The following is a 26,262-nucleotide window of genomic DNA, read 5'->3' on the forward strand; positions in this document are numbered from 1 at the left end:
TCAGTTGTCCTCGTCAAACTCGAACGCGCCCTGCGTCTGGCTGGGCTGCCTTACGGATCGCGCCACCTCAAGGATCTCCGGCCAGCTCGTCACAAGGCTGTTGAAGGAGAGTGCGTCCTTCGTCCAACCATTGCTCTCGGCGACGCGGAAGAGTAGGTGAGCCAACTCCTTGACGAGGTCGGCGTCGACCGCGCCGTCGGGTCGGCTCAACGCTGCCTGGAGGAAGTCACCGGCAGGCGCGATGCCATCGCGCTCCAAGACCTTGATCGTGTGGTGCAACGCCTCCCAGTTGCTGGTGTGGGTGTCCTTGAGGACGTCGTAGTCCCATGGAAGGTCGGCCGGTTTGATGAGCTGCACGTTGCCGGCGCGGCTCGTGAGGATCTCGTCCCGGTCCATGACGTCGACGCTGGTGTTGCGAGCACGCGCGAGATTGTCGGCGTCACCGAACTTCCCGACGCCGTAGCCGTTGCCTCTGTACCAAGCAAGCGCGAACCGCGACGTCGCGTCGAAGTCCCCCTCCTGCTCGTTGAGAACCTGATCCAGAATCTCGTTGATGCGGGCCAGGGCGGACCTAACCGACATCTTCGAGCCGTCGGGCTCCAGCACAGCGTTGAACCGGCTGAAGACAGCCATGCCAGGCCCGATAGCAGCCTGCGGAAGGTCCACCGGAGCAACCTGACCTTGCTGCAACTTCCGCAGAGCATCCGGAAGTTCCGATTCAAGGGCAGCAATAAATCCACGACGGTCAACAACGAAGGCACCCTCCTGCCGTGGCCTCAACGACAGCACGATCGAGGACGCCAGAGCATTCCTACCGCTGGCGATCATCCGATAGCCCTGTTCGCTTCGCAATGGCCAGGTCGACGTGATCTCCCAACCCGACCTGATCATGCCCTCCAGCAGAGTTTCCCAGCCTGTTGATGCCTCGCCGACCGCGTCGGCCTCGCTCTGCTTAAAGGCGTAATAGACCGTGATCGGGAACTGAGAGGAAGCCGAGGCCCGTGCAGTCTCGAAGACCCTGCGAAAGCCGTCCTCAAAGAAGTCTCGGGCACCTTCAGTACCGTCATGACGGTGCGGGTTCGCGACCAGTTCCTCAGCCTTGGGGACGAGCAAAGTGGACAGGAGCTCCGGATGCACGGTGCGGAGCGAGCGCCGGATCCAGACGTAGAAGTAGTCCGACAGATCCGAGTAACCGATGTTGTCGTAGTAGGGCGGGTCTGTTGAAATCAACAAACCTTCGTAGGAGCGGGTCGCCGCGTCGACTTGTGTTGCTACTCCTGACGCCAGGCACGGCCCATCCTCGAATGCCTCCGCAACCCACTCGAACTGACTCAGGAAGTTCCCGCTGGAAGACGAGAACAGGCCTGCCTCAGCGAAATCCCAGGACATCGGGATCGCTTGACGGCCGAACGTATTGCGGATCTTTCCAAGCGACGAGTCCCAGCCTGCAATCGTGGACGATCTATCGGCCGTCCGACTGACGGCAAGCCCGAGATATGTCGCGAGAGCGTCCGCGTATCCGGGGTCGCCCCCATCAGCGAGCACACGACTTCGCGCCTCCACGACCAGGTCGCTGAAGGTTGTCAGCGCGACGAGCTGCCTAGCCGTGTACAGGTCTACGAACTCCGTCAGCCCGTACGTTGGCGCTTTGAGGTCCCGCGGGTAGTAACCCAAACTTCCTTGGATCGTGTTCTCAGGCGGATCGATTCGTGCAGCGTCCACCTGCTCTGGCGTCGGCGACAAGTACACCCGCTGCCGCTGACCCTCTGCGACCACGGCCATGAGCGACGAGCCCAGACGACGGCTGCGGCCCTCGTCACGGATATAACTGAGGGGCACCGTCGAGCTACAAGAGGCGCATCGCGCACCACTTCGTCCGACCGTCCCGTCGCTGGCTGCGGTGGGAGCTCCAGCTCGATCTGTGCCCACCGTAAACTTCACCGTTTGGCCCGATGGGACGGTCGGGTCCGGGACTACCTTTGGAATGATGTAGGCCTCATTTCCCTTGCGCTTGCCAAGCCACCAGCTGCGCACGAGGGGCATCTGGATGCCACAGGCCGGGTTGGGACACGTGACCGTGCGTGCCCAAACCCAAGCAACCACGGTCATGCCATCGGCCATCGGGTACAGGTGACCGATTTGCTTCTCCGCTGCATCCCGCATCCAGCGGCCGTATGCGCGCAGGTCGGCCGCGAGGCCTTGCGCGCCTCGCCACTCCCGAATTTGCGAGTCCGCGAGTCCCGGAAAGACCGGCCGCCGGTCCTTGAACTTGGGTGGCAACTCGATCAATGCCTTGTTGATCAGTACAGCAACCGGATTCAGGTCCGAAGCGTGCGCCTCAAGTCCAAGGCGTTGAGCCTCCAACGGGATCGTGCCACCTCCCGCGAAGGGGTCGACGATCGCAGGTGGAGTGCCGCCGCAGGACTTGAGGATTTCGGCGTGGGCTTCGCGAAAGAGCCCTTCGTCCCAGGAATTCTCCCATACAGCCAGCCGTTCGATGAGGCCATGGAGCCGCTCGCGTTCCGCCCGCTGGAGCTCGTCGGTAGGGAATTCCTCCGGTCGCGACGAGGGGTCATCGACCAGTTGAGCGAACAGGACCGCCCTCGCGGCGACTTGCGGCCGGCGCGCCCACCACAGGTGGAGCGTCCGAGGGTGACGCCGAATAGCCGGAACCTTCTCATGAGCAGACTCCCGGTTGATCGCCTCCAGAGGCAATGCCACCTCGATCAGCTTGCGCTTCTGAACCACATCGACCCCTCTGCCCGTCTCCGGACATGACCAAGCGGCGCCGCGGCGCCGCAACCTGAGTCCTAAACCTAGCCGCCGGGGCCGACACAAACCGGGCAGACAGTTGCAATCTCGTGGGGAGCGGCTCATCTCTTGAGAGGATCGACCCGTGTCCGGTGTCCGTGCAGCGCTCGCAAAGGGTCGTAACGCCTGCCTGGAGCACATGGGTGCTTGCGAGTCGTCGGGGCTCCAGTGGACTGAGGAGCCTGTCACGGAAATCTTGCTGAGCCGTGCGGCACCGGAGGTCAGCTTCGCCACGTTCACGAGGAGGCAGGAGGCGAAGGTCGGAGCCGACTGGCTGTGGTGGTGGATCGCGCCGAACGGCGAGTCATACGGGCTACTCGTGCAGGCCAAGCGCCTGTACGTCGATGGCACACGTTGGAGTTTCAAGTTTGACCACAACGCTGGGGAGCAGCGCAGATCACTCTTCGAGGCAGCAGCCGCTCTCGACGTCGCTCCGGTCTACAGCCTGTACCTCGGCACTCAGCGATATCGGGGTCCGGTGGATTGCGGGCGCGTCTCGCACGAGACGGAGTGCTGCGCCGAGTGCGCGGTGCTCGCAGTCTCCCTCATGCCAGCGAACCTCGCGGTCAGCCACTTGGTCACGGACGCGCATGACACGTACAGCCAATCAGTCGCGCTGGAGGCCGCCTTCGACAACGCCGAGAAGCAGGCGGCCTGGCTCGGCGCGATCACCGCTGACCTAACCCCAGACCTCCGCGAGTTCCTTCACACTCCGCAGATTGGCGTCCGGGCGATTGCACGATCCCTCGTCGACCGCGTCCTCCACGTTCGGCAAGGGCAGTTCAGCAAGAACGTCGAAGCGTCTATCCGCACGGAGAGCCTGGGGGTTGTATTCCCCGAGCTCCCCGGAGATCGCGGTCACTTCGGAAGCCCCTACATGCCGTTACTGCTCCGAGGACTCGTCCATGCGCCGCCTGACTACGTCGTCTCCATGATTGCGGGCAACGAGCTTGGCGACCCTCCCTTCGACAACATAGCGGGAGTTGTTCTCATCCAGACCGGCGGCTGACTCCTAGAACGGGTGGTTCCCCTTGGCCCACTGCTTAGCCCAATCACCCCGGATGCCTGTGGCGTCGAAGTCGCCGAGGTCAGTGGTGGCGAAGGGGTCGTCGAGGTAACGGACCTCATCGTATTGCGCTCCGCGTGGGTCGACGCGGACGAGGGCGAGTCGGTATCGCGGAACGGCGTTCTTGCCGACCATGACCTCGTTGTGGGTGACGAAGAAGTCCGTCGCGCCGTCGATCCGGGCCTTGACCTCGATGCGGTAGGTGTCGCCCGCGGTGTCAGTCGACAGGATGTCGAACCCAGGGTTGTTGAACGCCTGCTCGACAGGCTTGCGCCCGAGTTCGCGCTCGCGAGCAAGAACCAGGTCGACGCCGCGGCGCTCGACCTCCTTGGTCTCCTTCGCGTGGATCGGCGCTGTCGCAGGCAGCTCGGCCTCCAGCATGCCGATCGGGAGCACGAGTGCCGCGGTGACGATCCGCGGGGGTTTGGTCGACATGAGCTGCTGCTGGTCGAGCAGTTCCAGCCGCTTGCGGAGGCGGACATCGAGTTCGACGGCCTTGCGGTTGAGGCTTTCCGAGGACTCCTTCGGCTTGTCGCCGGCCTGCTCCTTCTCAGATGCGATGGCGGCGTCGAGGAGGAGGCGGTCGCGTTCGCCTTCCAGGCGCTTGGTGACGAGGTCGCGCGCCTTGCTCAGCTCGGCGAGGCGCCGCGGCCGCACCTCGGCGAGGTACTCCGGTAGCTGGTTGGCAATGATCCAGCTCGTCGCCTTGTCCTCGGCGTCGGCCAGCCACGGCAACGCACGGGCGGCGTCGGTGGCCGGACTGCCGGGTGCTGCGACGCAGTCGAGGTACGGAGCAGGGCCGGCTGGGGTGACGGTGCCGAAACTGTCGACGAAGGCATATCCGAATCGTCGTGACACGGACCCGCCGGTGGCGTCAGCGACTTCCTCGATCACTCCGACGAGCAGGTTCGGTTCCTCCAAGGTCGAGGACACAAGGACAGTGCCTCGGTTGAGGGCGCCGCCGAACTGGCGGACGGCTTCGTCCATGACAGCGTCGTGGAGCGGGTGACCCGGTGCCAGCAGGTCGGCTCGGGAGAGGTCCTCGCCACCGACCTTGCCCAACTCGAAGGTCACCCGGTCGTACTTGGTGGCAATAGGCCCCTTGCCTGCGGCCCGGATCTGCTGGGGCACGTTAGCGATCTCGTAACGACCTTGCTCCCGCTTCACGATCCGGCCGCCGAGGCGGTTGAACGCTGCCTTGAACGCGAGTTCGATGTAGTGCGGCTGGAGACGGCGTGCGCGGGCTTCGTCCATCGCCGCTCTGAGCGCCTGGAGGTCAGCCTCTGCGAGGTTCTCCGACGCCAGTGCTCGCTCGTCGAGAAGGTCCTTGAGTCCGTCGCCGACGGAGGCGTCGATGACCTCGTGCATCTTGGCCTTCACGTCTGGGCGTTCGCCGTACTGGATGGCCTCAAGCAGGAGGGCGCGCAGTGGGGTCTCGGTGAATGCTTCACCGAGGACGTCGAAGACCTTGCCGCCGTAGGTCTGGCGCATCTGTTCGAGCTTCTCCAAGAGCCGGGTGAAGACCTCGCCCTCGCGTGTGTTGGAGGCGACGAGGTTCCACAGGCGGCAGACCTCCTCTTGGCCGATGCGGTGGATACGGCCGAAGCGCTGCTCGATGCGGTTGGGGTTCCACGGCAGGTCGTAGTTGACCATCAGGTGCGCGGCTTGAAGGTTGAGGCCTTCGCCGGCGGCGTCGGTGGCGAGCAGGATCTGGACGTTGCGGTTCTTGGTGAACTCCTCGGTGATCAGACGACGCTCGCCGCGGCGTACGCCTCCGTGGATCGCGCGGACGGCATCGGGCTTGCCGATTAGTGAAGTGATCCGGCGATGGAGGTAGTCGAGGGTGTCGCGGTGCTCGGTGAAGACGATGAACTTGCGCGGCCACCCATTCTCGTCGGTGATGAGCGCATTGTCTTGGAGGATCGTGGACAGTTCGGTCCACTTGCGGTCGGTCCCGATGTCGCGCACCTGCTTGGCCGTCTTGGTGAGGTCTGCGAGTTCGATCAGTTCGGCGTTCAATTCTTCGACCGTCTGAGCAGCGGTGGCCGCGTCGAGCAGTTCCTCCTCGATCTCCTCGATCTCCTCGGCATTGAAATCGTCTGAGTCCAGGTCTGAAAGGTCGACCTTGGGGTCGGCGTCGGAGTAGGTGCCGTTGAGGATCTCCTGCTTCTTGCGTTCCAACCTCTCCGAGCGACGCACGAGACTCCGGTAAATCGCCTCGGGGCTGGATGCGAGTCTGCGCTGGAGCACAGTGAGGGCGAAGCCAACGGTGTTCTTGCGCTTGCCGCCGAGCTTCTCGGCGCGGTTCATTCCCTCGCGGACGTAGTGGGTGACGTCCTCGTAGAGGTCGTACTCCAAGGCTGTCAGCTCGTAGGGCACTGTTTCGGCGATGCGTTCCGGGAAGAGCTTCTTGCCCTCGAACGTGAGCAGGTCTTCCTTGGTGAGGCGCCGCATGACGCCATCGAGGTCCACTGACTTGGTGCTCTTGCCCTCGAACCGGTCGCGGTCGAGCAGGGTGAGGAAGAGCTGGAAGTCCTCCTCCTTGCCGGAGTGAGGGGTGGCGGTCATCAGCAGCAGGTGGCGTGTGATGTCGCCCAGCATCTCGCCGAGCTGGAAGCGCTTGGTCTTCTCCAACTTGCCGCCGAAGTAGTGGGCACCCATCCGGTGTGCCTCGTCGACGATGATGAGGTCCCACTCGGTTTCTTTGAGCTGCGCCTGCAACTCCTCGTTGCGGGATAGCTGGTCCATCCGTGCGATCAGGAGAGGGTTGGACTCGAAGACGTTGAGGTTGACATTGGCGTCGATCAACTGGTTTGTGAGCAGGTCGAAGCGCAGCCCGAATTTGAAGAACAGCTCGTCTTGCCACTGCTCTACCAAGCCGCCCGGCGCGACGATTAGGCAGTGCTTGACGTCGTCGCGGAGCAGCAGCTCCTTGACGTAGAGGCCGGCCATAATCGTCTTGCCCGCACCGGGATCGTCGGCCAAGAGGAACCGCAGTGGTGTGCGCGGCAGGAGCTCGCCGTAGACCGCCTGGATCTGATGCGGGAGCGGCTGCACGTCGCTCGTTGCCACGGCAAGCATCGGGTCGAACAGGCCGGCCAGCGTGATCCGCTGAGCCTCGGCCACGAGCTTGAAGTCACTGGCGGTCGCGTCGAACGCGCGGCTGCCGGTCTGCGCGGCCGAGAGGGTGCCCTCGTCCTTGCGGAACACGACCTGTTGGCCGAGCCCGCCAGCGGAGTACTTGTAGGTCAGCTCCAGCGCGTCGGTGCCGTGCCACTGCACGGCAACAACAGTGATGACCTCGGCCGGGATCAGCCCGTCGATCCGCAGACCCGGCTTGAGCTCTTCGAGCAGCACGTGTGAAACCTCCTGGTTGACAGCCTGCAAACGCTACTCGGACGGACCGACAGTTTCACGATCCCGCCGAAACTGTCGGGCAGGTTGACTAATCTTCGCAGCGGACCATCCAACGAATCAGCAGGGGCAATGGAGCGAGAAGAGCGCCAGCACGCCAAGGCTGTGTCCGACGCAATCAGCGGGTGGATGAAGCGCGCGGCGAAGCTCGTCGCCCGACGACAGAAGGTCGCTGGCGAAGCCGAGAAGGCGGCTGCAGAACTCACCCAACGCCTGCTCCCCCGCGGACCGAACGGCCAGGCGCATTGGCGCACAATCAACCTGACGCCGGGTGACGGCGATCTTGTCACCGCCATGGCGCGCGCCCAGGCCCTCCCCGAGCTGACGTCGGAGACCCAACGCGTCCTGAACGAACTCGCTGCGGAACACGTGGCCAAGGCACTGCTCACTGCGAGAGCGCTCCATGGCGCGCGGCGCATGTTCTCCGGTAGGGACCGCCAGAATTCTGCTGCTGAGGCGGCCGCGTACCTCAGCGCGTTCCACAGTTGGGTAGGTGCCTCGGGGTTCCTGCCGGACCTGGATCGCTTGGAGGCGTGGCATAAGCAGTCGGTCACAGCCCTGGGATCCTCCTCAGTTCTCGATGAGTCCGTCGGCTTCGCGAGCACCTTCGCAGGCCGGGCTGACCTCCTGGTCCGCCAAGAGCTGGACGCAGCCGAGGGTTCGATCCTTGCCATTGACCGAGCGCTCCAGCGCGAAGGCGACTTCCGTACTGCGGTGACCTCCGCAGGAAACGCCGTGCGTCAGTCGGAGGCACGCCGGCTCGTCAGCGAAATGCCCGTCGAGCGACTCAAGGACGCCACGAGTGGCCAGCTACGGATCTCCGCACTGACCGGAGCCGGCATTCGCACTGTGCAGCAGGTCCTCGACCAAGGCCCTCGGATCCTCGCTCTACCTGGGGTCGGTGACACGACCGGCAACCGCATGATCGGGGCCGCCCGCACGATCTGGCAGACCACCGTCGATGAGATGCCGGTCCGCATCGACATCAAGAACCGCTCTGCCGCTGCAACAGACTTGCTCAAGGCCATGCGAGCGTGGGACGCGGCCCGATCCATCAAGAACGCCACGGTAGACCTTGCCGCAGCAGACTCACTCCGCCCACTGCTGACCGGTTTGGAACGGAAGACGACCCACGTCGTTGTGGTGCCGGAGAGCCGGTCCGTCGCGGACCTACGCGCCGCAATCTCCGACGTTGAACGGCGGGCCGCGCTGCTCATGGGGGGCGGGAGCGCGGCGGCCGGCGATCCGTGGGATGACTTCCTCGCTCGCCCCGCCGACTACTTCGCGATGCTCTCCGAACTCGGCTTCCTGTCCGATGACGAGGAGAAGAGTCATGGCGACCTCCCAACTGAGATCGTCGAGGCAGTCCGCGAGCTGAAATTGGAGACCATCCACCTCAAAGCGTCCCTTCGCGGCTACCAGTCCTTCGGCGCGCGATTCGCCATCGTGCAACGCAAGGTGATCATCGGTGACGAGATGGGCCTCGGAAAGACCGTCGAATCACTCGCTGTGCTTACCCACCTCAGGGCCAAGGGATCGCATCATTTTCTCGTGGTGTGTCCCGCTGCGGTCGTGACCAACTGGGTCCGCGAGGTCGCCGACAAGTCAGATCTCCGTGCCCATCGGCTTCACGGAGCGGGGCGTGACGGCGCCCTGACATCGTGGATCCGCAACGGCGGAGTCGCAGTCACGACGTACGACAGTTTGGGCTGGCTCGACGGGCAGATTCCCGACCGCACCCGCCCGACATGCTTGGTGTTCGACGAAGCCCACTACATCAAGAACCCCGACGCCCAGCGAACGCGCAGATCGCTGTCTCTCATCCGAGACTGCGAACGCACCATCCTGCTCACCGGAACGCCGCTCGAGAACAGGATCGAAGAATTCCGCAACCTCGTCGGCTACCTCCGACCCGACCTCACCGTGAGCGCCAGCGAGTTCGCACCGCGTCAGTTTCGCAAGCAGGTTGCACCGGCGTACCTGCGGCGCAACCAAGAAGACGTGCTCACCGAACTTCCCGAACTCGTCGAGGTCGACGAGTGGATGCCGCTCTCAGCCCACGACGAACAGCACTACCGAGCTGCGGTCATGGAGGGGAACTTCATGGCGATGCGGCAGGCCGCTCTGCGTTCGGGCTCGAACTCGCAGAAGATGCAGCGGCTCCTGGACATCGTCGAAGAGGCTGAAGACAACGAGCGTCGCGTGCTCGTGTTCTCCCATTTCCGCGGCGCGCTCGACGACATCGCCTCCCTCCTGCCAGGCAAGGTATTCGGTCCGTTGACCGGCTCAGTCCCGGCAGCCAAACGGCAGCAGATGGTCGACGAGTTCTCCCGCGCCGGGCACAGCGCCGTGCTGGTCGCGCAGATCATTGCCGGAGGGGTTGGACTGAACATCCAGGCGGCCTCCGTTGTCGTGATCTGCGAGCCACAGCTCAAGCCGACGACAGAGTGGCAGGCCATCGCCCGTTCGCGCCGCATGGGCCAGCTCGAATCCGTGCAGGTCCACCGGCTCCTCTCGGAGGATGGTGTCGACCAGCGGATTACCGAGATTCTCGCCCGCAAGAGCGAACTGTTCGCCGAGTTCGCGCGGGTCTCGGAGACCGCAGACAGTGCCCCTGAAGCATTCGACATCTCGGACGCTGAGGTCGCCCGAGAAATCGTCGCTGCGGAACGGGAGCGCCTGCTCAGCCAGCCTTGACCGCGAGGGTGATCAGAGGCGATCGATCCAGGTGTCCTCGTCGCGCGATTCCCAAAGAGACGCAGAACGGTTCCCAGCGGGGCCCGACCCACCCAGCCGGTTTAGTACGACGATTGCCTCGTCGTGCGTGAGGTCACGGAGATTCGCAAGCGCGCGACCCGCTGCGCCCTCGACCGCCTGCTGACGATCATCCATCGCCGTGAGCCCGCGAGCGTCAAGCGCCTTCCGGATCAGGTCGCGTTGCCAGTCAGCGATCGGCGTGGGCACCGCGACAGGCGGAGGGGAAGTGACACGAGGTTCGTCTCCAAAGAGGGCCAACTCGTCAGTCACGTGGCGAAGCGTACGTAACCCTCCCCGTCCGGTGGGCGATTGCGAGCTGAAGTCCGCGGAGCGGAGTGAGGAGCGCCACCGACGCGAACTTGAGTGCGTTCCAAGCGAACAGCAACACCAGTACGTTGAGATACCCCTGGCCACCGCGCTCGACCACCGTGGCGCAGACGCTCATAGCGAAGAGGTAGACGGGCACCGTCACCAAGGCAACGGGGACCGCCCACTTGAGCCCACGCGGGGTGCGCAGCAAATCGACAAGGCGGTTCGTGGGCATGTAGAAGGCCAAGTAGCCGCGGATGGCCGCGGCGAGGTGGATCGAGAGGGTGAGCATGGGAGTCTCCTTCAGGTCGGCGCACTCCACCGCTACATCGGAGCACCGACCGCTCGCCGAGGCCACCGTCTTGAGCTGGGGACAAGCGAGCCGGAAGTCGGCCTGTGGACACAATCAGCCGAGCGCCCGGGCCCCAGGCGCGAGCCCACTCTTTCTCGCGTCGCTAGCCCGCTGCGAGATGTCGGACGCACGCCGAGCCGCACTTCTCGCCCTCGCCTCGTCGACGCGCTGCCGATCAGACGCGCCAGCGGAGCCAACGGGAGAAGCGCCATCCACCTGCCACAGGTCGCGATAGGCGGCGACCACCCGAAGCTCCTGCATCCAGCAGTCACGCTGGCGAGGATCGGCGGGCGGTTCGCCGATCCTGCGGACCCATGCCGGGCGCCCGCCGACGGCCGCCTCCGCCAATGCTGTGGCCCGCGACTCCAGCAGGTACTGGCGCTCGGTCAACGCCCGGCGCATGCTGTCCGCCATCGGGCCGCTGGCGACGGGGACGAGCCCGGCGATCAGCCCCGCATGATGTCGTCGGCCGCGACTCCTCTGGGATGTCGCGTGCCTGATTCTGCTGATCAGGACGGCACCGATGTCTTCGGCGTCAGCGAGTCCGCGCTGCGCGACCACCTTGGGCAGCATCTTGGCGATGTTGCAGCCGGACGACTCTGCTCGTCGCAACTCGGCGGCCAGCGGCCCGAACGAGTCGGACGCGATGACCTCGTCCACCTCGTCGTCGGTCAGCCCAGACGAGCAGAGCTCGACGACCCATCGGTCGCGTTGCGCCTCGGCAGCGATGGTCAGGTACTCCGCTGCAACCTGCGCGAACGACGACCAGTGCTCCTGCTCCTCGGTGATCGTCTGGTGGGCCGAAAGCTCGACTCCCGAGTGCTTGAGCACCCCGAACAAGACCGACTTGGCGGTGACCTCCTCGGGCGTTGGCGCGGCGTGCGACTCGTCGGGCCGGTCGAGGGCGACGTACGCCATGTTGGTTTGTCGGCCGCGGGTCATAGCGACATAGAAGTTTTCCCGGGTGGTCGAGCCCGTAACGACGACATGTGCGGTGTCGACGGTCATGCCCTGGGCACGGTGGGCGGTGACGGCGTAGCCGAGGTCGACGTGTTCGGCGACGTACTCGGCGGGCAGCACAACCGAGGCGCCGATCTTCATCCCGAGCCGCTCGGCAACCACAGAGCCATCCGGGTTGACGTCGGTGACGCGCCAGCGGTCTCCGTTCTTCACCCACCCGCCACGCAGGGCACGGATGCGCCGGTGGTTCTGCCTCGTGATGATCAGGTCGCCAACCGAGGCCCGGGTGCCGTCGTGGAGCTCGACCTCTCGACTCGCCTCAGTCTCGCCGTCGCGAAGCCGTTCGGCACGGGCGCGCTCGTTCAGTTGAACCATCGCGTCAGTCGACTCAGTGACGAGCAGGCTGCTGCGCCCTTCGCGCAGATCGGCTCGCCAGGCAAGGTAGGCAGCGTCCACCATCTCGTCATGGGCGCCGTCCCTAATGCGCTCGTGGCGGAAGTACGTGCTGATGACCTTGGTGCGCCCAAGACGGAGGTCGATCGACGCGGACTTCTCCCACTCGTTGGCGAAGCGGTGGACCTCGGTCAGCTCGGGGGTGTCGTTTCGCGCGTCGGCCAACAGCGGGAAGGCTCCGCCCGCGTCGACCGATTGGAGCTGGGCCCAGTCGCCGACGAGCAGCACCTTGGCTCCTGCCTCGCTCGCGAGGCAGGTGATCCGGTCGAGGTTCAAGGTGCCCGCGAGCGTCGCCTCGTCGATGATGACGAGCTGACCCCTCCGGAACTCAGCTCGCCCTTTGTCGTGCTCGTGCAGCCACTTCGCTGTGTTGTCACAGGCGACGTTCAGGTCCTGCGCGAGTACGTCCGCGGCGGCGGCCGACGGCGCAAGGCCCACGACGCTGTCCTTGCCATGGACGCCCGTCCAAGCCTTGTGGAGCGCCCGCATGGCGGTTGTCTTGCCCGCTCCGGCGGGGCCGATCAGCAGATCGACTTGCCGGCCCGAGACGGCCACCGCCGCCAGCGTCGCGATCTGCTCATCGCTGAGTTGATGACCCAAGACCGCTCTTCCTGAGACCTCCTCGATCGTGTCCAGATCGACCACGGGCGAGCTGCGGTCGTCACCACGGGCGAGTAGCCGGTCTTCAGCCGCGAGGATCTCCTCGGAGGTGAACGCGACCTCGTGCTTGGGCCGGAACAGGCTGGTTCCGTCGCGACGCCGAAACACGTCCGGGCTGTAGCTCAACTCCGGTGGAGTCAGGGAGATGGAGATGCGCTTGGCTTCCTCCACGATCGTCGCGACGGCCGCCTCACGGTCACCGACACTGGCGAATCGCCACTCCATCGTCTGCCTGGACGCTTCGGCCCAGAGGTTCCAGTGCTTCCAGGTGGACCGCTTCTGGCTGACCGCTCCGACCGTTGCACGGGCGACCTCAGTGACCACCGCGGGCGACACGTCGTCGGCCAGTAGGAGGCCACGGGCGAGCGTGTTGTAGTCACCTCTCGCTCCACGGGCGAGCAGTGAGCGAGCCCATCCGGTCGAGTCGCCGTCAAGGACGTGGCTCGCCCGTGCCCTCCAGTCCGCCGTGAGCTCGGCGAGCGAGTGGATGTGTTTCTCAGGCCGCGTCGTCAGGGTCGCCGTTGCGCGTAGTTTGATGACGGTGGCAGCGTCGGGCGCTCGCCCGTGGTCGCGCCGGTACTCCTCGACCATCCGATCAGTTTCGACGTCGATCGTCCTAGACCGACTAGAAAACTCGGTCACCAACTCCTCGGGCACACCACTGACCTCGAAGGCGGGGTGCCGGTTGGTGCCGCGCGCACGCCTCTCCCACTCCAGGCCGAACGATCGCTGGAGGATGTCCGCGAGCACGGCGTTGTAGTGCTCAGACAGGGCGACGACCGAAGCGAACATCGGCCGGCTGTCCAGAGCCCGCCACCGGCCGTCGAACACCGTGCGGACCTTGTTCGAGACAACAACGCAGGCCCGCGACAAGTGGGGCGACCACGCGGCGGGCGCCATCTGGGACGCCTCCATCGTCAAGGTCATCCTCGGCGGCACCTCCTCGGCACGCGATCTCCAGGACCTCTCCGCCCTGATCGGCGAACGCGACGAGCACACAGACACGGTCTCCGTCGGCGACTACGGCTCGCGCTCCCTCCAGCGTTCGACCCGGCGTGTGCCGGTGATGCCGCCCGAGACGATCCGGACCTTGCCGTTCGGCACGGCGCTCGTCCTCCTGCGCAGCGCACCGCCGTTAGTTGCCGACCTTCGCCCGTGGACGGCACGCAAAGAGGCAGCGCAGCTGGGTGTGGACCGTGCCGCGGTAGAGGTGGCGCTGCGACGCCGGTGAGAGGGCCTCACCACCCGCGGGGCTTCTTGCTCGTCACATGCCACGAGCCGGGATGGTCCGCGAAGCAGGGATGAATCGATCGGACTTCCCGACCTGACGCCGCGCAGTTTCAGCAAAGCTCGTCGCGCGAGCCAGCGACGTGGCGTACGGAACATTGCTGCACATCGGCGGTCTCCAACAGGACGTGACTGCTTGGAGTGACGCCTCGCCTCTATCGACGAGCGGCACGACGGCGGTATGTATTGATACGCCCGGCTCACCCGCATTCCTAGGTCCACGGAGCCGGAGGGACCTCCTAAGGCTAACTGCGCGGGAAGCCTCGCGCACCTGACTCCCGAAGAGCGGCCGCCAGTCGAGGCGCCGCGCGACCCGAGGAGTCAAGTAATGACGATTCCCACGCAGATGAGCCTGCCGGGGTTCATCGCCGCCGCGCCGCAGCTCAACTTCACCGGCGACGGCGCCGCGCGGTTCTACGCCCGCATCGGGGTCGAGCACTACCGCAAGGAGACCGACGGTAGCTTCACCCAGCTCGAGTCGACCTTCCACGACCTGGTCTGCTACCGAAAGACCGCCGAGCGCGCCTACGCGCGCTTCAAGGTCGGCGACAACTTCGTCGCCTCGGGCTACATCCACGAGTACGAGCTGGACCGCAACGGCCAGGTGGAGGCGCGCGAGGAGTTCGTCGCCCGCCGGATCGGCCACGACACGGCCCGCACGAACTACGACGTCGACCGTACGCCGGCCCGTCAGGTCGAACCGCCCGCAGCGGACCTCCCCTCCGCCACGGAGCCGGCCCGAGTCGTCGGGATCTGACGGAGCCAGCGATGACCATCGAGATCGACCAGCCGCAGCGCACGTTGCTGGAGCCGCTCGACGACGAGATCGAACGTGAGCACCCGATGTTCGGCAGCCCCGCCCCACCCCGCGGGGCTGCCGACGCGGACGAGGAGCCGCCGCACCCGATCAACTGGAACCTCCTGACCGGCGACGAGGCAGAGGCCGAGTGGCTCGACCTCAACGCCTGGGTCAGCTGGCTGCGCGCGACGTACGGACTGCCACCGACGGTGATTCCGCCGTTCTGGCATCGCCACGACGAGCTGGTCTGGGAGCTGTCGGCCCTGCACACGCACTGGCTCAACGCCTACGACCCGGACGGCTCGCCGTCGGCGCCGCTGGCGTGGCATCGCGACTTCGCCGACGCCCGCAACCGCCTTCGCGAGTGGGTCTCGACCTGCGGCACGAAACTCGACCGCGACCGGGCCACCCGGATCACGACGTGGCCAGGCGAGGCCCCAGCCGTCCGTGCGTCGGAAGTAGCCATCGAAGACCGCGACGCCGACTTCGTCGCGTACGTCTTGCAGGACGTGACGGCCCGCCGTCGCATCGAGGACCAGGCGCGAGCCATCGCGCGTGCGTCCTGACCGGTCCACGACCTCGGAATTCCTCGGCCGTTCTCCCCAGACCGCGTGCGCCACGTCGCCCGGTTCGGCGGTGCGGCGCAGCGTCGGGGGTGAGCCACCTCCCGAAAGGGGTTTCACATGTTGCTTGCCCACGCCGTCACGCTCACCGAGGTCCGCTCGTGCATCGCCGCCCTCGCCGAGGATGCCCGCACCGTCGAGGCCGCCTCGGCCTACGAACGCGCCCTCCTGGAACTGGACTGGATCCACGGGGATGACGTACCTGCGCTCGACACCTACGGGCTGACAGACGACCGCGACATCCTCATGGCCGTCGCGACCTCCGCCATCGAGCAACTCGCCACCTACGACGTAGACGCCCTGCAGATCGAGCTCCTGCTGGCAGCGCTCGACGACGCCCGGGCACTGGATGAGTTCTGATGTACGGCGAGAACGGCGGCCTGATGCGGGCCGAGCTGTCCGCGCTGCTGCACCAGCACCGGATCCAGCAACGCATCGGCGGCGAGGGGATCTACACGGTCGCGGCCACGACCACGGCTGACCAGCGACGGCAGATCGGCGAGCTCATCCGCCACTACCGGCAAGGCATCCTCATCTGGTGCCACCAGGCCACGATCGCCGCGGCTCCCGCTACCGCCAGCAACCTGTCGCGACCGCCGGTGAACCCCTTCCGGGCCGCGAACTCACGCCACGGCGCACTGGCTGCTCTTAGCCGTGCCGTCGAGCAGGCCGTCGACGCCTCCACAGCACCGCTCGCCACACTCGACGAGCTGGCCGCGCCGCATGTCCTTCCGCTGGTCGAACGCTGGCGCCATGCCGCGCGAGCGGCCGCCCTCGGCGAGCACGACTTCGACGCCGGCCTCGGACACGGCCGCCTCGACGCCCAGCAGAGTCAGACCCTGATCGCCGACGTCGCCGCGGTCGTGCAGGCACTCGTGGTGCTCGACCAGCGATACTCGAACATCCCGGGTTGGGAGAAGCTCCACCGCCCCGAGCGGCTCGGTTGGACTGCTCTGGCCTGCGCTCTCGACGCCACTCTTGACCCACCCGACTACGCGATCGACCTGCGCGGTTGGCGCCCGCCGACCAAGGTGATCAAGGGCCCCGGCAAGCCGGGACTGCTCGGCGTACTCCAAGCCGAGCACAACCTGGTGATTCGGATGCGGTCGTTCCCCAGCGCGATGCACCTTCGCCTGGTCGTCGACTCCCAGCGGCTCCTCTCCAGACAGCTCGCGAGCCTGGTCGAGAAGGTCGAGCCCGCCCTCCACGACACGTGGACCGTCCGGGAGCGGACCTATGTCGACCTCCAGCACGAGCTGCGCAACATCCGTGGCCGCATCGGCACAGGTGGGCTCGCCGCGGCCGAGGCAGCCAACGCCGTCAGCCGACTCCGCGCGATCCCGAACGACGACGGCCTCGACCTCCGCACCCTGCACGGCTTCACGACCCTGTTCGACGCGCTCGACCACCGGATCGCCGACGTCCTCGAGGAAGGCATCAGGCGCAAGGAGTACCTCGTCAGAGTCAAGGTTCCAGCGGTTGAGGACGACAGCGGCCAGATGGTCGCGCCGCCCCGCGAGCGCCACCTACCCCTCGGCGAAATGGAGCACACCTCGATCATGCGGCTGGCTAATGACCGACTCCGCCCGATCCCAACGCCGAACCAGGCTCCGCCGCAGGCCGCGCGGAGTCGAGCCGAGTTTCATGCGGCGATCGTTCACCAGCCCGACGGCCGGCCCGCTGGGCCGACGCTTTCGATGTGATTAGGCACTCAGAGCGGCCCCGCACCGAGGCAATGTCGGTCTCCAGCTTGTCGAGCGCAGACTAGAGATCGTCAACCGGTGGCGGTCGCCCGCAACACTGCCATCCGAACGACCGTGGAGCCGGGAAGTCGCTAGGCGACGGCGTCGTCATCGCTTTCGCGATCGACCGCGGCGAGCAGCTCGTCCTCTCGTTCGGCCGGACGGCTCGCCAGCAGCGCGCCGTCGGGCTCGACTGGTCGCAAGGTGCTTTCTAGGTGAGCGGCTGGAGAGCGGTCGACGGTACGGTCCGGCTCGATGTAGTGGCCCTCGGTAATCACCGCTGAGGTGTGTCCGAGGAAGGCGGCGGCCGCGTCGGTCCCGATGCCGCGTGCGATCACGGTCGCCCCCGTCCGCCGGTACCAGCGAAGACTAATTCCGCTGCTGCCCAGGTCGGCGAGCCGGAGGAACTCGCGGAAGGTGCGGCGGACGTTGTACGGGCTCAAAGGACGACCGCCACGACTGGCGAAGATGGTCCGAGTGCCGGCATCGCTCGGCATGTCAGCGATCCGACGCCGCAGCACAACGGCCGCGAACTCAGGGACCGGGATGCGCCTGATAGAGGCGTCAGTCTTGGGTCGAGGCTGACGCTCGGCTCCGCTGCCCTTGCGTTGGACGACGGTGCCATTGACGCTCGCGATCATGCCCGTGGGCAGGTCCTCGATATCGCAAGGACGAAGCGCCAGCACCTCGCCGGGACGCATGGCGGTGCCGAGCAGGACCTCGATGATGTGGCGGACCTGCCCGTCCGGCTTGGGGCCTGGGAGACCCGGTTCACTTCGCCACCTGGCGGCAGCATCGCGAATCGCAGTGATCTGCTCAAGGGTCAGCGCCTGGGGTGTCACCTTGGCTCTCCGCAGTTGCGACGTACCTTCGACCGGGTTGCGGGCTATGGCGTCGTGACGCAGCGCGTAGCCGAAGAGCATGTTCAGCATCGTCCGAGTCTGCTTGGCTTGCGACGGCGACACCTTCGCCTGCTTCGCCAAGAACCACTCGACCCTGCCCGTGGTCACCTCGGCCAGGGTGTAGTGCTCGAACGCGGGCCTGACATGAAGTCGAAGATAGGTCCGGTAGTTCTCCTTGGTGTTGCTCGCGAGGTCGCGCAGTTCGAGATCTGCCAACCACAGGTCCGCCAGGTCGGCGAAAGAGCTCGTCGGCCGCAAGACGCCGCTGCCGGGGAGGGATGGTCGTTCGCGGATGCGCTCCATTAGTCGGCTGCGCGCGGCGGCCGCGGTGGGACCGGAGGCCCTGACCTGGCGGAGGCGACCGTCGAGGTCACGGACGCGAGTTTCGGCCACCACACGTCCGCCCACGCGGCGGGTGTTGACGGCTCCGTGGGTACCGATCGGGGTGCGAGGCCGACCGGTGCGCATCAGCCGGCCTGTCGGGGGTGACGCTCGGCGTCGTCGGCCTCCATCTGGGCGAGCCAGGCGTCGACCTCGGTGACCCGGAACCGAAGCTCACGGCCGACCCGGAATCCTCGCGGGCCCCGACCTTGGCTGCGCAGGTCGTAGAGAGTCTGGATGGTGACGCCGAGTTGGGTGGCGAGTTGGGACAGCGTGAGCACGGGACCGAGCCCGGTCGATGGGTGTGTGGTGGTGTTCATGCACACCAGGTGCGCAAGTCCAGTCGCACTTGGCCGAAAGCGGCCCAGACGGGCCGAGTACCCCGGCCAACCGTCCGAATTTGTGCTGACTTTCTGCTGAGTTGCCACGCGCTTCTCCTTTGTCAGGATCCGCGCGTGGCCTCTGACCAGCGGGTTTGGTGGAGCTGAGGGGATTCGAACCCCTGACCTTCTCATTGCGAACGAGACGCGCTACCAACTGCGCCACAGCCCCAAGTGCGAGGAAAAGTTACCACCCGGGCCGTCGTACTTCGAATCGAGCCCGGGGTGCGGGGCTCAGGCGCCGGCCGCCTTGCGCTGCTCGGCCTCGGCGTCCGCGACGGTCTCCGCCTCGGCCTTCGCGGCCTCGTCCGCGGAGCGGGCCAGCTCGGTGTCCGCAGCGTCGTGACCCGACGAGGTCATGCCGGTGATCTCGATCGTCCGGACGGTACGCCGCGCGCGCGCCTTGGTGACGTAGGTCGGCAGCGTGACGGGGAGCGGGTCCCAGAGGCCACCCTCCTCGAGCACCGGGGCCGCGACCGCCTCGGCGAGCTCCTCGCGGGAGAAGCCCTGGGTGTCCTCACGCCCGAGGTCGGGCTCGACCTCGGCCGGAGCAGTGGCGTGGGAAGCCGCCACCGGCTCGACGGCCTCGGCCGGAGCTCCCGTTCGGAGGGACTGGTCGGGCGCAGCGCGGCGCACCTGCTGCGCCCGGACTGTGAGCCGGGCAACCACGAGGAAAACGAGGATCAGGGCACCCGGGACCGCGGTGGACCACCACGGCGTGTAGGCCAGGTAGCTGGTCACCGAGACCGCCACCAGGGCGAGCAGGAGGACGAGGAGCACGCGGCGACGGCGCCGGGCCGCACGGCGGGCGGCCTCGCGGCTGATCGTGTGGCGCGGCGCGGGCACCGGTGCCTGGGCGACCGGCGCCGGGGGCACGGGGAGGACGGGGCCCGGTTCCGCGGTCGTGGCGGCGGGCGCCGCAGTGGTCGTGGCGGCGGCCCGAGCGGTCGCCCGAGAAGCCGGCTTGGTCGACGCGCCCACCACGCGCACGGAGTCGGAGAACGTGTCGACGGGGCGGCTCATCGCCAGGTCGTCGTGGTGCTTGAGCGCCTTGGGGATGAGGTAGCCGGCCCACCCGACGGCGAGCACCACGAAGATGATTCCTGACAGGTCCACGCCATGAGGGTAGGAGCGAGGTGGCGCTCCGGGACGCAGGCGCACCGGTGTGTCGCCAGAACACTCCTGTGACTGGTGGGAACCAACGTCGCGACGCATGGGCGGCCGGGCCGCAGCCGGCTCAGCCCAAGGGCCAGCCCCGGGTCAGCCGCTGCTGCAGACCCTTCGGGCACTCCTCGCGGGTGATCGCGAACAGGCGGTGGTCACGCCAGTCGCCGTCGATGTGCAGGTAGCGCGGTGCGAAGCCGTACTCCTGGATGCCGAGCTTCTCCACGATCCGCAGCGAGGCGGTGTTCTCGGGCCGGATCGCGATCTCGATCCGGTGCAGCCGCAGCTCGAAGAAGCAGTGGTCGACCGCCATCGCGACCGCGAGGGTCATCAGGCCGCGCCCGGCGTACGCCTCGTCGATCCAGTAGCCGACCGACGCGAACTGCGCCGACCCACGCACGATGTTGTTCACGGTCAGCTGACCGATGAACTCCCCGTCGTACTCGAGCGCGAACGGCAGCTGCCGGCCGGCCCGCGCCTCGCGGTGCATCGCGCGGACCATCGCACCGAAGGTGCGCGGCCGGGCGTCGGCTCCGGGCGGCGTGGTCGCGTCCCAGCGCGAGAGCCAGGCGACGTTGCGCTGTCGGATGCGGCGCCAGTCCCGCCGGTCACCGATCGCCAGCGGCCGCAGGCGCAGCGGGCCGTTGCCGAGCGCGACCGGCCAGCCGGCGCTCATGCGGGGTCCCGTGGGGTGTTCAGTGGTCGCTCCCGAGGAGCTGCTCGGCGGCGTGCCGCAGCACCGGTACGACGACCGCGAGCCCGTCGCGCACTCCCCCGCTCGAGCCGGGCAGGTTGACCACCAGGGTCGACCCGACCACGCCCGCGACGCCCCGCGAGAGCATCGCCGTCGCGACGCCCTGCGCGACGCCACGGGCCCGGATCGCCTCGGCGATGCCGGGGACCTCGCGGTCCAGCAGCGACCGGGTCGCCTCCGGCGTGCGGTCGGTCGGCGTGAGGCCGGTCCCGCCGGTCGTCAGCACCACCCGGGCACCGGCGGCCACCGCCTCACGGATCGCGTCGGCGACCGGGTCGCCGTCGGGCACGACCACGGGTTCGCCCACCTCCCAGCCGTCGTGCCGGAGCGCCTCGACGATCAGCGGTCCGGTGGTGTCGGCGTACACGCCCGCGGCGGCACGGTTCGAGGCGACCACGACCGCCGCCCTGAGGGAGCCGGTCACGCTCGCTCCCACGGGCCGCTCTTGCCGCCCGACTTCGCCTCGACCCTCACGTCGGTGATCACCGCTGCCTTGTCGACGGCCTTGACCATGTCGACGAGCGTGAGTGCGGCGACCGAGACCGCGGTCAGGGCCTCCATCTCGACGCCGGTGCGATCGGTGGTGCGCACGGTCGCGGTGATCGCGACCGCGTCGTCGAGCACCTCGAGGTCGACCGTCACACCGGAGATCGCGAGCGGGTGGCACAACGGCACCAGGTCGGGCGTGCGCTTCGCGGCCATGATCCCGGCGACCCTGGCCACCCCCAGCGCGTCGCCCTTGGGAACGCCCTCCCCGCGGAGCAGCCCGATCACCTCGCCGGAGACGAGCACCCGGCCGCTGGCCACGGCGACGCGGGCGGTGACGTCCTTGCCGGTCACGTCGACCATCCGTGCCGCGCCGGTCTCGTCGACGTGCGTCAGCCGCGGCTCCTCCGTGCCCATCAGCGCTGCCGGCCCATCAGTACTCCCGGTCGAGCAGCATGACCGGCACGTCGGCCTCCGCCGGGACCGTGGTGACGTCCTCGGCGAGGACGATGAGCGCGTTGGCCTGCGCGAGCCCGCCCATCAGGTGCGAACCGGGACCGCCGACCGGCGTCACGACCGACCCTCCGACCCGGGGCTCGAAGAACCCCCGCAGGAACTGCCGCCGGCCCTTCATCGAGGAGACCTCCGAGGTGATCCTGGCCCGGACCAGGCTGCGGCTGTACGGCGTGCGCCCCATCATCTTGCGCAGCGCGGGCGCGACGAAGACCTCGAAGGAGACGTACGACGACACCGGGTTGCCGGGCAGGGTGAAGATCGGGGTGTCGTCCTCGCCGATGACCCCGAACCCCTGGGGCTTGCCGGGCTGCATCGCCACCTCGCAGAACTCCACCGTGCCCAGCTGGGACAGCGCCTCCTTGACCACGTCGTGCGTCCCCTTGCTGACCCCGCCGCTGGTGACGACGACGTCGGCGCGGACCAGCTGGTCGGTGAGCGCCTCGACGAACGTCTCGGGGTCGTCCGGGGTCGCGGCCACGCGGTAGGCGATCGCGCCGGCCTGCCGCACGGCCGCGGCGAGGAGGTAGGAGTTCGAGTCGTAGATGCTGTCCCGGGCCAGCTGCTCGCCGGGGTCGACCAGCTCGGAGCCGGTCGACATCACCACGACCCTGGGCCGCGGACGGGTGATGATCCGGCCGACCCCGACGGAGGCCAGCAGCCCGACCCGGCGGGCGTCGATCCGCTCCCCCTGGCGCAGGACGACGTCTCCCTCCTTGACGTCCTCGCCGGCGCGGCGGATGTGCTGGCCCTCGCGGGGCGCGCGTCTGATCTGCACCGTGGCGACCCCGTCGTCGGTGTCCTCGACCGGCACCACCGCGGTGCAGCCGGTCGGGATCGGCGCGCCGGTCATGATCCGGACGGCCGTGCCGGGCGACATCGCGAAGATCTGGGTCTGACCCGCCGCGATCTCGCCGACGACGGGGAGGTGCACCGGCCGGTCGGGCGTGGCCTCGGCGACGTCGCGGAACACCACGGCGTACCCGTCCATCGCGGAGTTGTCGAAGATCGGCAGGGACAGCGGCGAGATCACGTCGTCGACGGCGGGGAGGCCGAGGGTCTCGAGCAGCGGCTGGTCGTACGCCGGGAGCTCACGGATCTGGTCGAGGATCGACGCGAGGTGCTCGTCGACTCCCCTCAGGCTGGAGTTCTCGGACATGGGCTCCACCCTATGACCGCGGCGGTGCTCAGCTGGTGAGGACCGTGCCCGACTCCACCCGACCGCGCTCGCCGTCGAGGGTCACCTTGCCGACCACCGTGATGTTGTCGCCGAAGGTCCAGTCGCCGTCGACGACGAACGACTCCGCCTGCCGCAGCGAGGGAGCGCCCTCCTTGAACCGCTTGTCGAAGTCGCCGACGAGCTTGTAGACGCCGTCGAGGTCCACGAACGGGATCATCGGAGAGGCCTGGTCGAGCACGAAGTCGTCGCCGAGGTCGTAGACGTCGGAGCGCAGGACCAGCAGGTCGTTGGTGGTCTTCACCGGCACGAACCGCCGGCGGGTCACCTCGATCGTCTGCGCCCCGGAGAAGACCTCGATCGCGGCACCCATCGCCGACTCGATCTGGATCACCTTCGGGGTCGACGAGTCGGCAGGGTCGACGTGCTTGACGTTGCGGATGAGGGGCAGGCCGAGCATGCCGTCGCGGCTGTCGAGCTCCGACCGGAGCGCCTCGAGGTTCACCCAGATGTTGTTGGTCGAGGCGAACCGGTGCCGGTCGAGATCAGCCAGCGCCTTCTGGTCCGCAGGCAGCGTCTGCGCGGTCTCGCGGAGCACGATCCGGCCGTCGGCCTTGCGGATCGCGAAGTGGCCGCCCTTCCGGTCGGACGGAGTGCGGCGCACCGCCTCGATCGCGAAGGGGGCACCCGACCCGGCGAACCACCCTGCCACGCGCGGCTCGGCGACCGCGCCCAGGTTGTCCGCGTTGGAGATGAACACCTGCCGGTAGCCGGCGTCGAGCAGCGTGCCGACGAGGCCGGATGCGGAGAGGGCGGTGTAGATGTCGCCGTGTCCCGGCGGACACCACTCCAGCGTCGGGTCCTTCTGCCAGCTCACCGGCATCAGGTTCTTCTCGAGAAGCTTGGGCTCCTTGTTCTGCATCAGCTCCAGCGGCACCCCGTCGACCGGGAGGTCGGCGTACCGGGACAGGGCGGCCAGCGTGTCCGCGCTGGTGCGGAAGCTGTTCATGAAGATCAGCGGCAGCGAGGCGTCGTACGTGCGTCGCAGGTGCAGCACCTGGCGGGCGATGATGTCGAGGAAGGAGAGGCCGCGACGCACGCAGAGCAGCGACTTGGCACGGTCCATGCCCATCGACGTGCCGAGGCCACCGTTGAGCTTGATCACCGCAGTCTCGCGCAGCGCGCGGACGCCGTCCTCCTCGGTGACGTCGGCGTCAGCGAGCGCCGGCATGTCCAGGGGCTCGATCGCGGACTCGGGGATCATCCCGGTCTCGCCGCGCTCGAGCTGGCGGTAGTGGTGTGCGAACACCTCGATCGCCAGCGGGTGTACGCCCGCCGCGATCATCTTGTCGCGGGCCGCGCGTAGTCCTGGCCCGCTGCCGGATTCGGTCATACCCCGATCGTAGGGTCGTCCCGGTCGGGTTCCACACCGAGGACCCCGATGCTCACTCCTCGGCGCTCGGGGCCGACGCTCCACGCTCCTGCAGCTCGCTCGCGATCACGTCGAGGTCGACCACGACCGCCCGCAGTGCGCGTACGCCGCGTGGCTGCAGGATCGCCGACATCGACCGGTCGACCTCGTCGCCGCTGACCGCCGCGGCGAGGCTGGCGAGCCCGATCCCGACCTGCGCCTTGGTCACCGGGCGGCCGAGCGACGTCGACCCGGTGCGGAGCACCTCCATCGCGGTCGCGAGGTTGGCGTCGATCGCCGCGACCTGCTGGAGCGCGCGCTCGACGTCGGGCCCGGTCGGTCGCGGTCGGCGGTCGACGAGCTCGATGCTGCGGATCCGGTCGCGGAGGCGGGCGAGCCGGTCCAGGGGTTGCGACGGAGGTGCCGGGTGCGCCTCGATCTCGGCGACCGTGCGCGCGATCGCCGCGGCGACGTACGGCGTCCGCGCGCTCGCCAGCACCTGCTGGAGCGCGGGCACGACCGCCGGATCTCCCAGTCGGGCGAGCCCTGCGAGGGCCGGCAGGGGGTCGTCGGAGTGAGCCACCCACTCGAGCAGGGCCCGGACTCCCCGGGCGTCGCCGTGGTCGGCGAGACCGCGGGCTGCCGAGAGGCGCACGTGCGGGTCACGGTCGGTCACCCCCGCCGCGAACGCCTCGTCCGCGAGCGCCGTGTCGAGCCGGCGCAGCAGGTCGCTCGCCACGAGGCGCACCTGTCCGTCCGGGTGGCACTCGAGGGCATCGGCGAGCAGGGCGACGGCGCGCGGGGACGCCGCACGGTGGAAGGTCTCGTCCTCGATCCGGCCGAAGTGGGCGTGGTCGGGGTCGTCCAGGATCGCCTCGAGGAGCGCGGTGATGCCGGCCTCGCCGAGGTCCACGAGCGCGGAGGCCGCCACGCACAGCTCGTCGGCGGCCCCGGCCCTGGCGGCGGCGAGCATCGCCTCGCGGAGACCGGTCACGTCCCCGAGCGCGGCCAGCTGCTCGATCCGGTGCCTGCGTGTGAACAGCGACATTTCGGGCTCCTGCCTTCCCAAGCCCAGCATCGCGTCGGGACCGGACGGTGCAGCAGAGGCATTCGGGCCGCTCCGGAGGGCCTTTGGGACCGCCGCGAACGCGCGGATAGGTTGGGTGCGCCATGGACCCGATCGACGGAGCGAAGCTCGCGCTGCGCGACCAGCTCGTCACGGCGCGCGGTCGGCTCCCCCTCGCCGAGCTGGCCGAGCGGTCCCGCGCGGTGGCCGACCTGCTGCTCGCCGACCCCGCCGTACGCCGGGCCGCGACCGTCGCGACGTACGTCTCGGTCGGCCGCGAGCCCGGCACCGGCGCCCTCCTCGAGGGCCTGGCCGCCGCGGGCAAGCGGATCATCCTGCCGTTGCTCCTCCCGGACGACGACCTCGACTGGGCGACGTACTCCGGCCCGGACGGGCTGGCCCCGGCCGGCCGCGGGCTCCTCGAACCGGTGACCGCGCCGCTCGGCAAGGACGCTGTCGCCACCGCCGATGCCGTGATCGTGCCGGGCCTGGCCGTCGACCACAGCGGCCTGCGGCTCGGCCGTGGAGGCGGCTCCTACGACCGGGCGCTCGGGCGCGTCCCCGTCGGCACGTTCACCTGCGTGGTGCTCAACGACGAGGAGGTCCTCGACGCCGTCCCGGCCGCCCCCCACGACCGCCGGGTGACCGCGGTCGTCACCGAGCGCCGCCTCCTCCGCTTCTGACCCGTCGGCCAGGAGCTCGAGTCGCCACCCGGTGGTTGAGCCGACCCCGGTGGTTGAGCCGACCCTGGTTTCGGCAGGCTCAACCACCAATCCCCCTGGTTCCGGCAGGCTC

Annotated in this window: 22 protein-coding genes and 1 tRNA gene; 8 read left to right on the top strand and 15 right to left on the bottom strand. The window is 67.9% G+C overall.

Going from position 1 to position 26,262, the window contains the following annotated elements:
• Positions 1-2,748 (bottom strand): DUF1156 domain-containing protein, encoded by a 2,748-nt coding sequence (locus EFL26_RS20135; protein WP_246000306.1) that lies wholly within the window; start codon positions 2,746-2,748, stop codon positions 1-3.
• A 148-nt stretch (positions 2,749-2,896) separates the two neighbouring features.
• On the opposite strand from EFL26_RS20135, the gene EFL26_RS20140 reads away from it, so the two are divergent.
• Entirely contained in the window at positions 2,897-3,820 is a 924-nt protein-coding gene (locus tag EFL26_RS20140; RefSeq protein WP_148046783.1) for a hypothetical protein, read from the top strand.
• A 3-nt stretch (positions 3,821-3,823) separates the two neighbouring features.
• Here the strand turns inward: EFL26_RS20140 and EFL26_RS20145 are convergent, their stop codons facing one another.
• Positions 3,824-7,234 carry a helicase-related protein gene (locus EFL26_RS20145; protein ID WP_123224705.1) on the bottom strand — a complete coding sequence of 1,137 codons (3,411 nt, stop codon included), beginning with the start codon at positions 7,232-7,234 and terminating at the stop codon, positions 3,824-3,826.
• Between the two features lie 129 nt (positions 7,235-7,363).
• On the opposite strand from EFL26_RS20145, the gene EFL26_RS20150 reads away from it, so the two are divergent.
• Positions 7,364-9,988 (top strand): DEAD/DEAH box helicase, encoded by a 2,625-nt coding sequence (locus tag EFL26_RS20150; protein ID WP_123224706.1) that lies wholly within the window; start codon positions 7,364-7,366, stop codon positions 9,986-9,988.
• 12 nt (positions 9,989-10,000) lie between these two features.
• Here EFL26_RS20150 and EFL26_RS20155 read toward each other — a convergent pair whose 3' ends face one another.
• From EFL26_RS20155 to EFL26_RS20165, 3 genes are all read right to left on the bottom strand, one after another.
• Positions 10,001-10,318, bottom strand: a complete 318-nt coding sequence (locus EFL26_RS20155) for a hypothetical protein (protein WP_148046784.1) — start codon at positions 10,316-10,318, stop codon at positions 10,001-10,003.
• Positions 10,311-10,649, bottom strand: coding sequence for a sulfate permease (locus EFL26_RS20160; RefSeq protein WP_123224708.1), 339 nt, complete (start codon positions 10,647-10,649; stop codon positions 10,311-10,313). Before EFL26_RS20160 ends, EFL26_RS20155 begins: the two co-directional genes overlap by 8 nt.
• A 114-nt stretch (positions 10,650-10,763) precedes the next feature.
• Complete coding sequence (locus EFL26_RS20165) at positions 10,764-13,613, bottom strand: AAA family ATPase (RefSeq protein ID WP_183408292.1); 2,850 nt, start codon at positions 13,611-13,613, stop codon at positions 10,764-10,766.
• A gap of 10 nt (positions 13,614-13,623) precedes the next feature.
• Between EFL26_RS20165 and EFL26_RS20170 the strand changes: the two genes are divergently transcribed.
• From EFL26_RS20170 to EFL26_RS20190, 5 genes are all read left to right on the top strand, one after another.
• Positions 13,624-14,013: a TraM recognition domain-containing protein gene (locus tag EFL26_RS20170; RefSeq protein WP_246000307.1), complete on the top strand. Its 390-nt coding sequence runs from the start codon at positions 13,624-13,626 to the stop codon at positions 14,011-14,013.
• Positions 14,014-14,397: 384 nt separating this feature from the next.
• Positions 14,398-14,826 (top strand): single-stranded DNA-binding protein, encoded by a 429-nt coding sequence (locus EFL26_RS20175; protein WP_123224710.1) that lies wholly within the window; start codon positions 14,398-14,400, stop codon positions 14,824-14,826.
• An 11-nt stretch (positions 14,827-14,837) separates the two neighbouring features.
• Positions 14,838-15,434: a hypothetical protein gene (locus EFL26_RS20180; RefSeq protein WP_221177077.1), complete on the top strand. Its 597-nt coding sequence runs from the start codon at positions 14,838-14,840 to the stop codon at positions 15,432-15,434.
• A gap of 117 nt (positions 15,435-15,551) precedes the next feature.
• The gene (locus EFL26_RS20185; RefSeq protein ID WP_123224711.1) at positions 15,552-15,851 is read left to right on the top strand and encodes a hypothetical protein; all 300 of its coding nucleotides are present in this window, start codon (positions 15,552-15,554) and stop codon (positions 15,849-15,851) included.
• A complete protein-coding gene (locus EFL26_RS20190) occupies positions 15,851-17,194 on the top strand; it encodes a hypothetical protein (RefSeq protein ID WP_123224712.1) in 1,344 nt (447 codons plus the stop codon). Before EFL26_RS20185 ends, EFL26_RS20190 begins: the two co-directional genes overlap by 1 nt.
• A 131-nt stretch (positions 17,195-17,325) precedes the next feature.
• Here the strand turns inward: EFL26_RS20190 and EFL26_RS20195 are convergent, their stop codons facing one another.
• From EFL26_RS20195 to EFL26_RS20240, 10 genes are all read right to left on the bottom strand, one after another.
• Entirely contained in the window at positions 17,326-18,438 is a 1,113-nt protein-coding gene (locus EFL26_RS20195) for a site-specific integrase (protein WP_183408293.1), read from the bottom strand.
• 164 nt (positions 18,439-18,602) lie between these two features.
• Positions 18,603-18,836 carry a helix-turn-helix transcriptional regulator gene (locus EFL26_RS20200; protein WP_123224714.1) on the bottom strand — a complete coding sequence of 78 codons (234 nt, stop codon included), beginning with the start codon at positions 18,834-18,836 and terminating at the stop codon, positions 18,603-18,605.
• A 156-nt stretch (positions 18,837-18,992) separates the two neighbouring features.
• A tRNA-Ala gene (locus tag EFL26_RS20205) sits at positions 18,993-19,068 on the bottom strand.
• Between the two features lie 62 nt (positions 19,069-19,130).
• Positions 19,131-20,012, bottom strand: a complete 882-nt coding sequence (gene sepX, locus EFL26_RS20210) for a divisome protein SepX/GlpR (RefSeq protein ID WP_123224715.1) — start codon at positions 20,010-20,012, stop codon at positions 19,131-19,133.
• A 121-nt stretch (positions 20,013-20,133) separates the two neighbouring features.
• A complete protein-coding gene (locus tag EFL26_RS20215; protein WP_123224716.1) occupies positions 20,134-20,736 on the bottom strand; it encodes a GNAT family N-acetyltransferase in 603 nt (200 codons plus the stop codon).
• Positions 20,737-20,755: 19 nt separating this feature from the next.
• Positions 20,756-21,238: a MogA/MoaB family molybdenum cofactor biosynthesis protein gene (locus tag EFL26_RS20220; protein ID WP_123224827.1), complete on the bottom strand. Its 483-nt coding sequence runs from the start codon at positions 21,236-21,238 to the stop codon at positions 20,756-20,758.
• Entirely contained in the window at positions 21,235-21,717 is a 483-nt protein-coding gene (gene moaC / locus EFL26_RS20225) for a cyclic pyranopterin monophosphate synthase MoaC (protein WP_123224717.1), read from the bottom strand. Before moaC ends, EFL26_RS20220 begins: the two co-directional genes overlap by 4 nt.
• Before the next feature lie 16 nt (positions 21,718-21,733).
• Positions 21,734-22,972: a molybdotransferase-like divisome protein Glp gene (glp, locus tag EFL26_RS20230; RefSeq protein WP_123224718.1), complete on the bottom strand. Its 1,239-nt coding sequence runs from the start codon at positions 22,970-22,972 to the stop codon at positions 21,734-21,736.
• 28 nt (positions 22,973-23,000) lie between these two features.
• Complete coding sequence (locus EFL26_RS20235) at positions 23,001-24,383, bottom strand: UTP--glucose-1-phosphate uridylyltransferase (protein WP_123224719.1); 1,383 nt, start codon at positions 24,381-24,383, stop codon at positions 23,001-23,003.
• A 52-nt stretch (positions 24,384-24,435) separates the two neighbouring features.
• Positions 24,436-25,449: a HEAT repeat domain-containing protein gene (locus EFL26_RS20240; RefSeq protein ID WP_123224720.1), complete on the bottom strand. Its 1,014-nt coding sequence runs from the start codon at positions 25,447-25,449 to the stop codon at positions 24,436-24,438.
• Between the two features lie 122 nt (positions 25,450-25,571).
• Here EFL26_RS20240 and EFL26_RS20245 point away from each other — a divergent pair, with 122 nt between their 5' ends.
• The gene (locus EFL26_RS20245) at positions 25,572-26,150 is read left to right on the top strand and encodes a 5-formyltetrahydrofolate cyclo-ligase (protein WP_123224721.1); all 579 of its coding nucleotides are present in this window, start codon (positions 25,572-25,574) and stop codon (positions 26,148-26,150) included.
• Positions 26,151-26,262 lie beyond the last annotated feature (112 nt).

Origin of the sequence: Nocardioides pocheonensis, from assembly GCF_003725535.1 — a bacterium.
GTDB lineage: Bacteria > Actinomycetota > Actinomycetes > Propionibacteriales > Nocardioidaceae > Marmoricola > Marmoricola pocheonensis.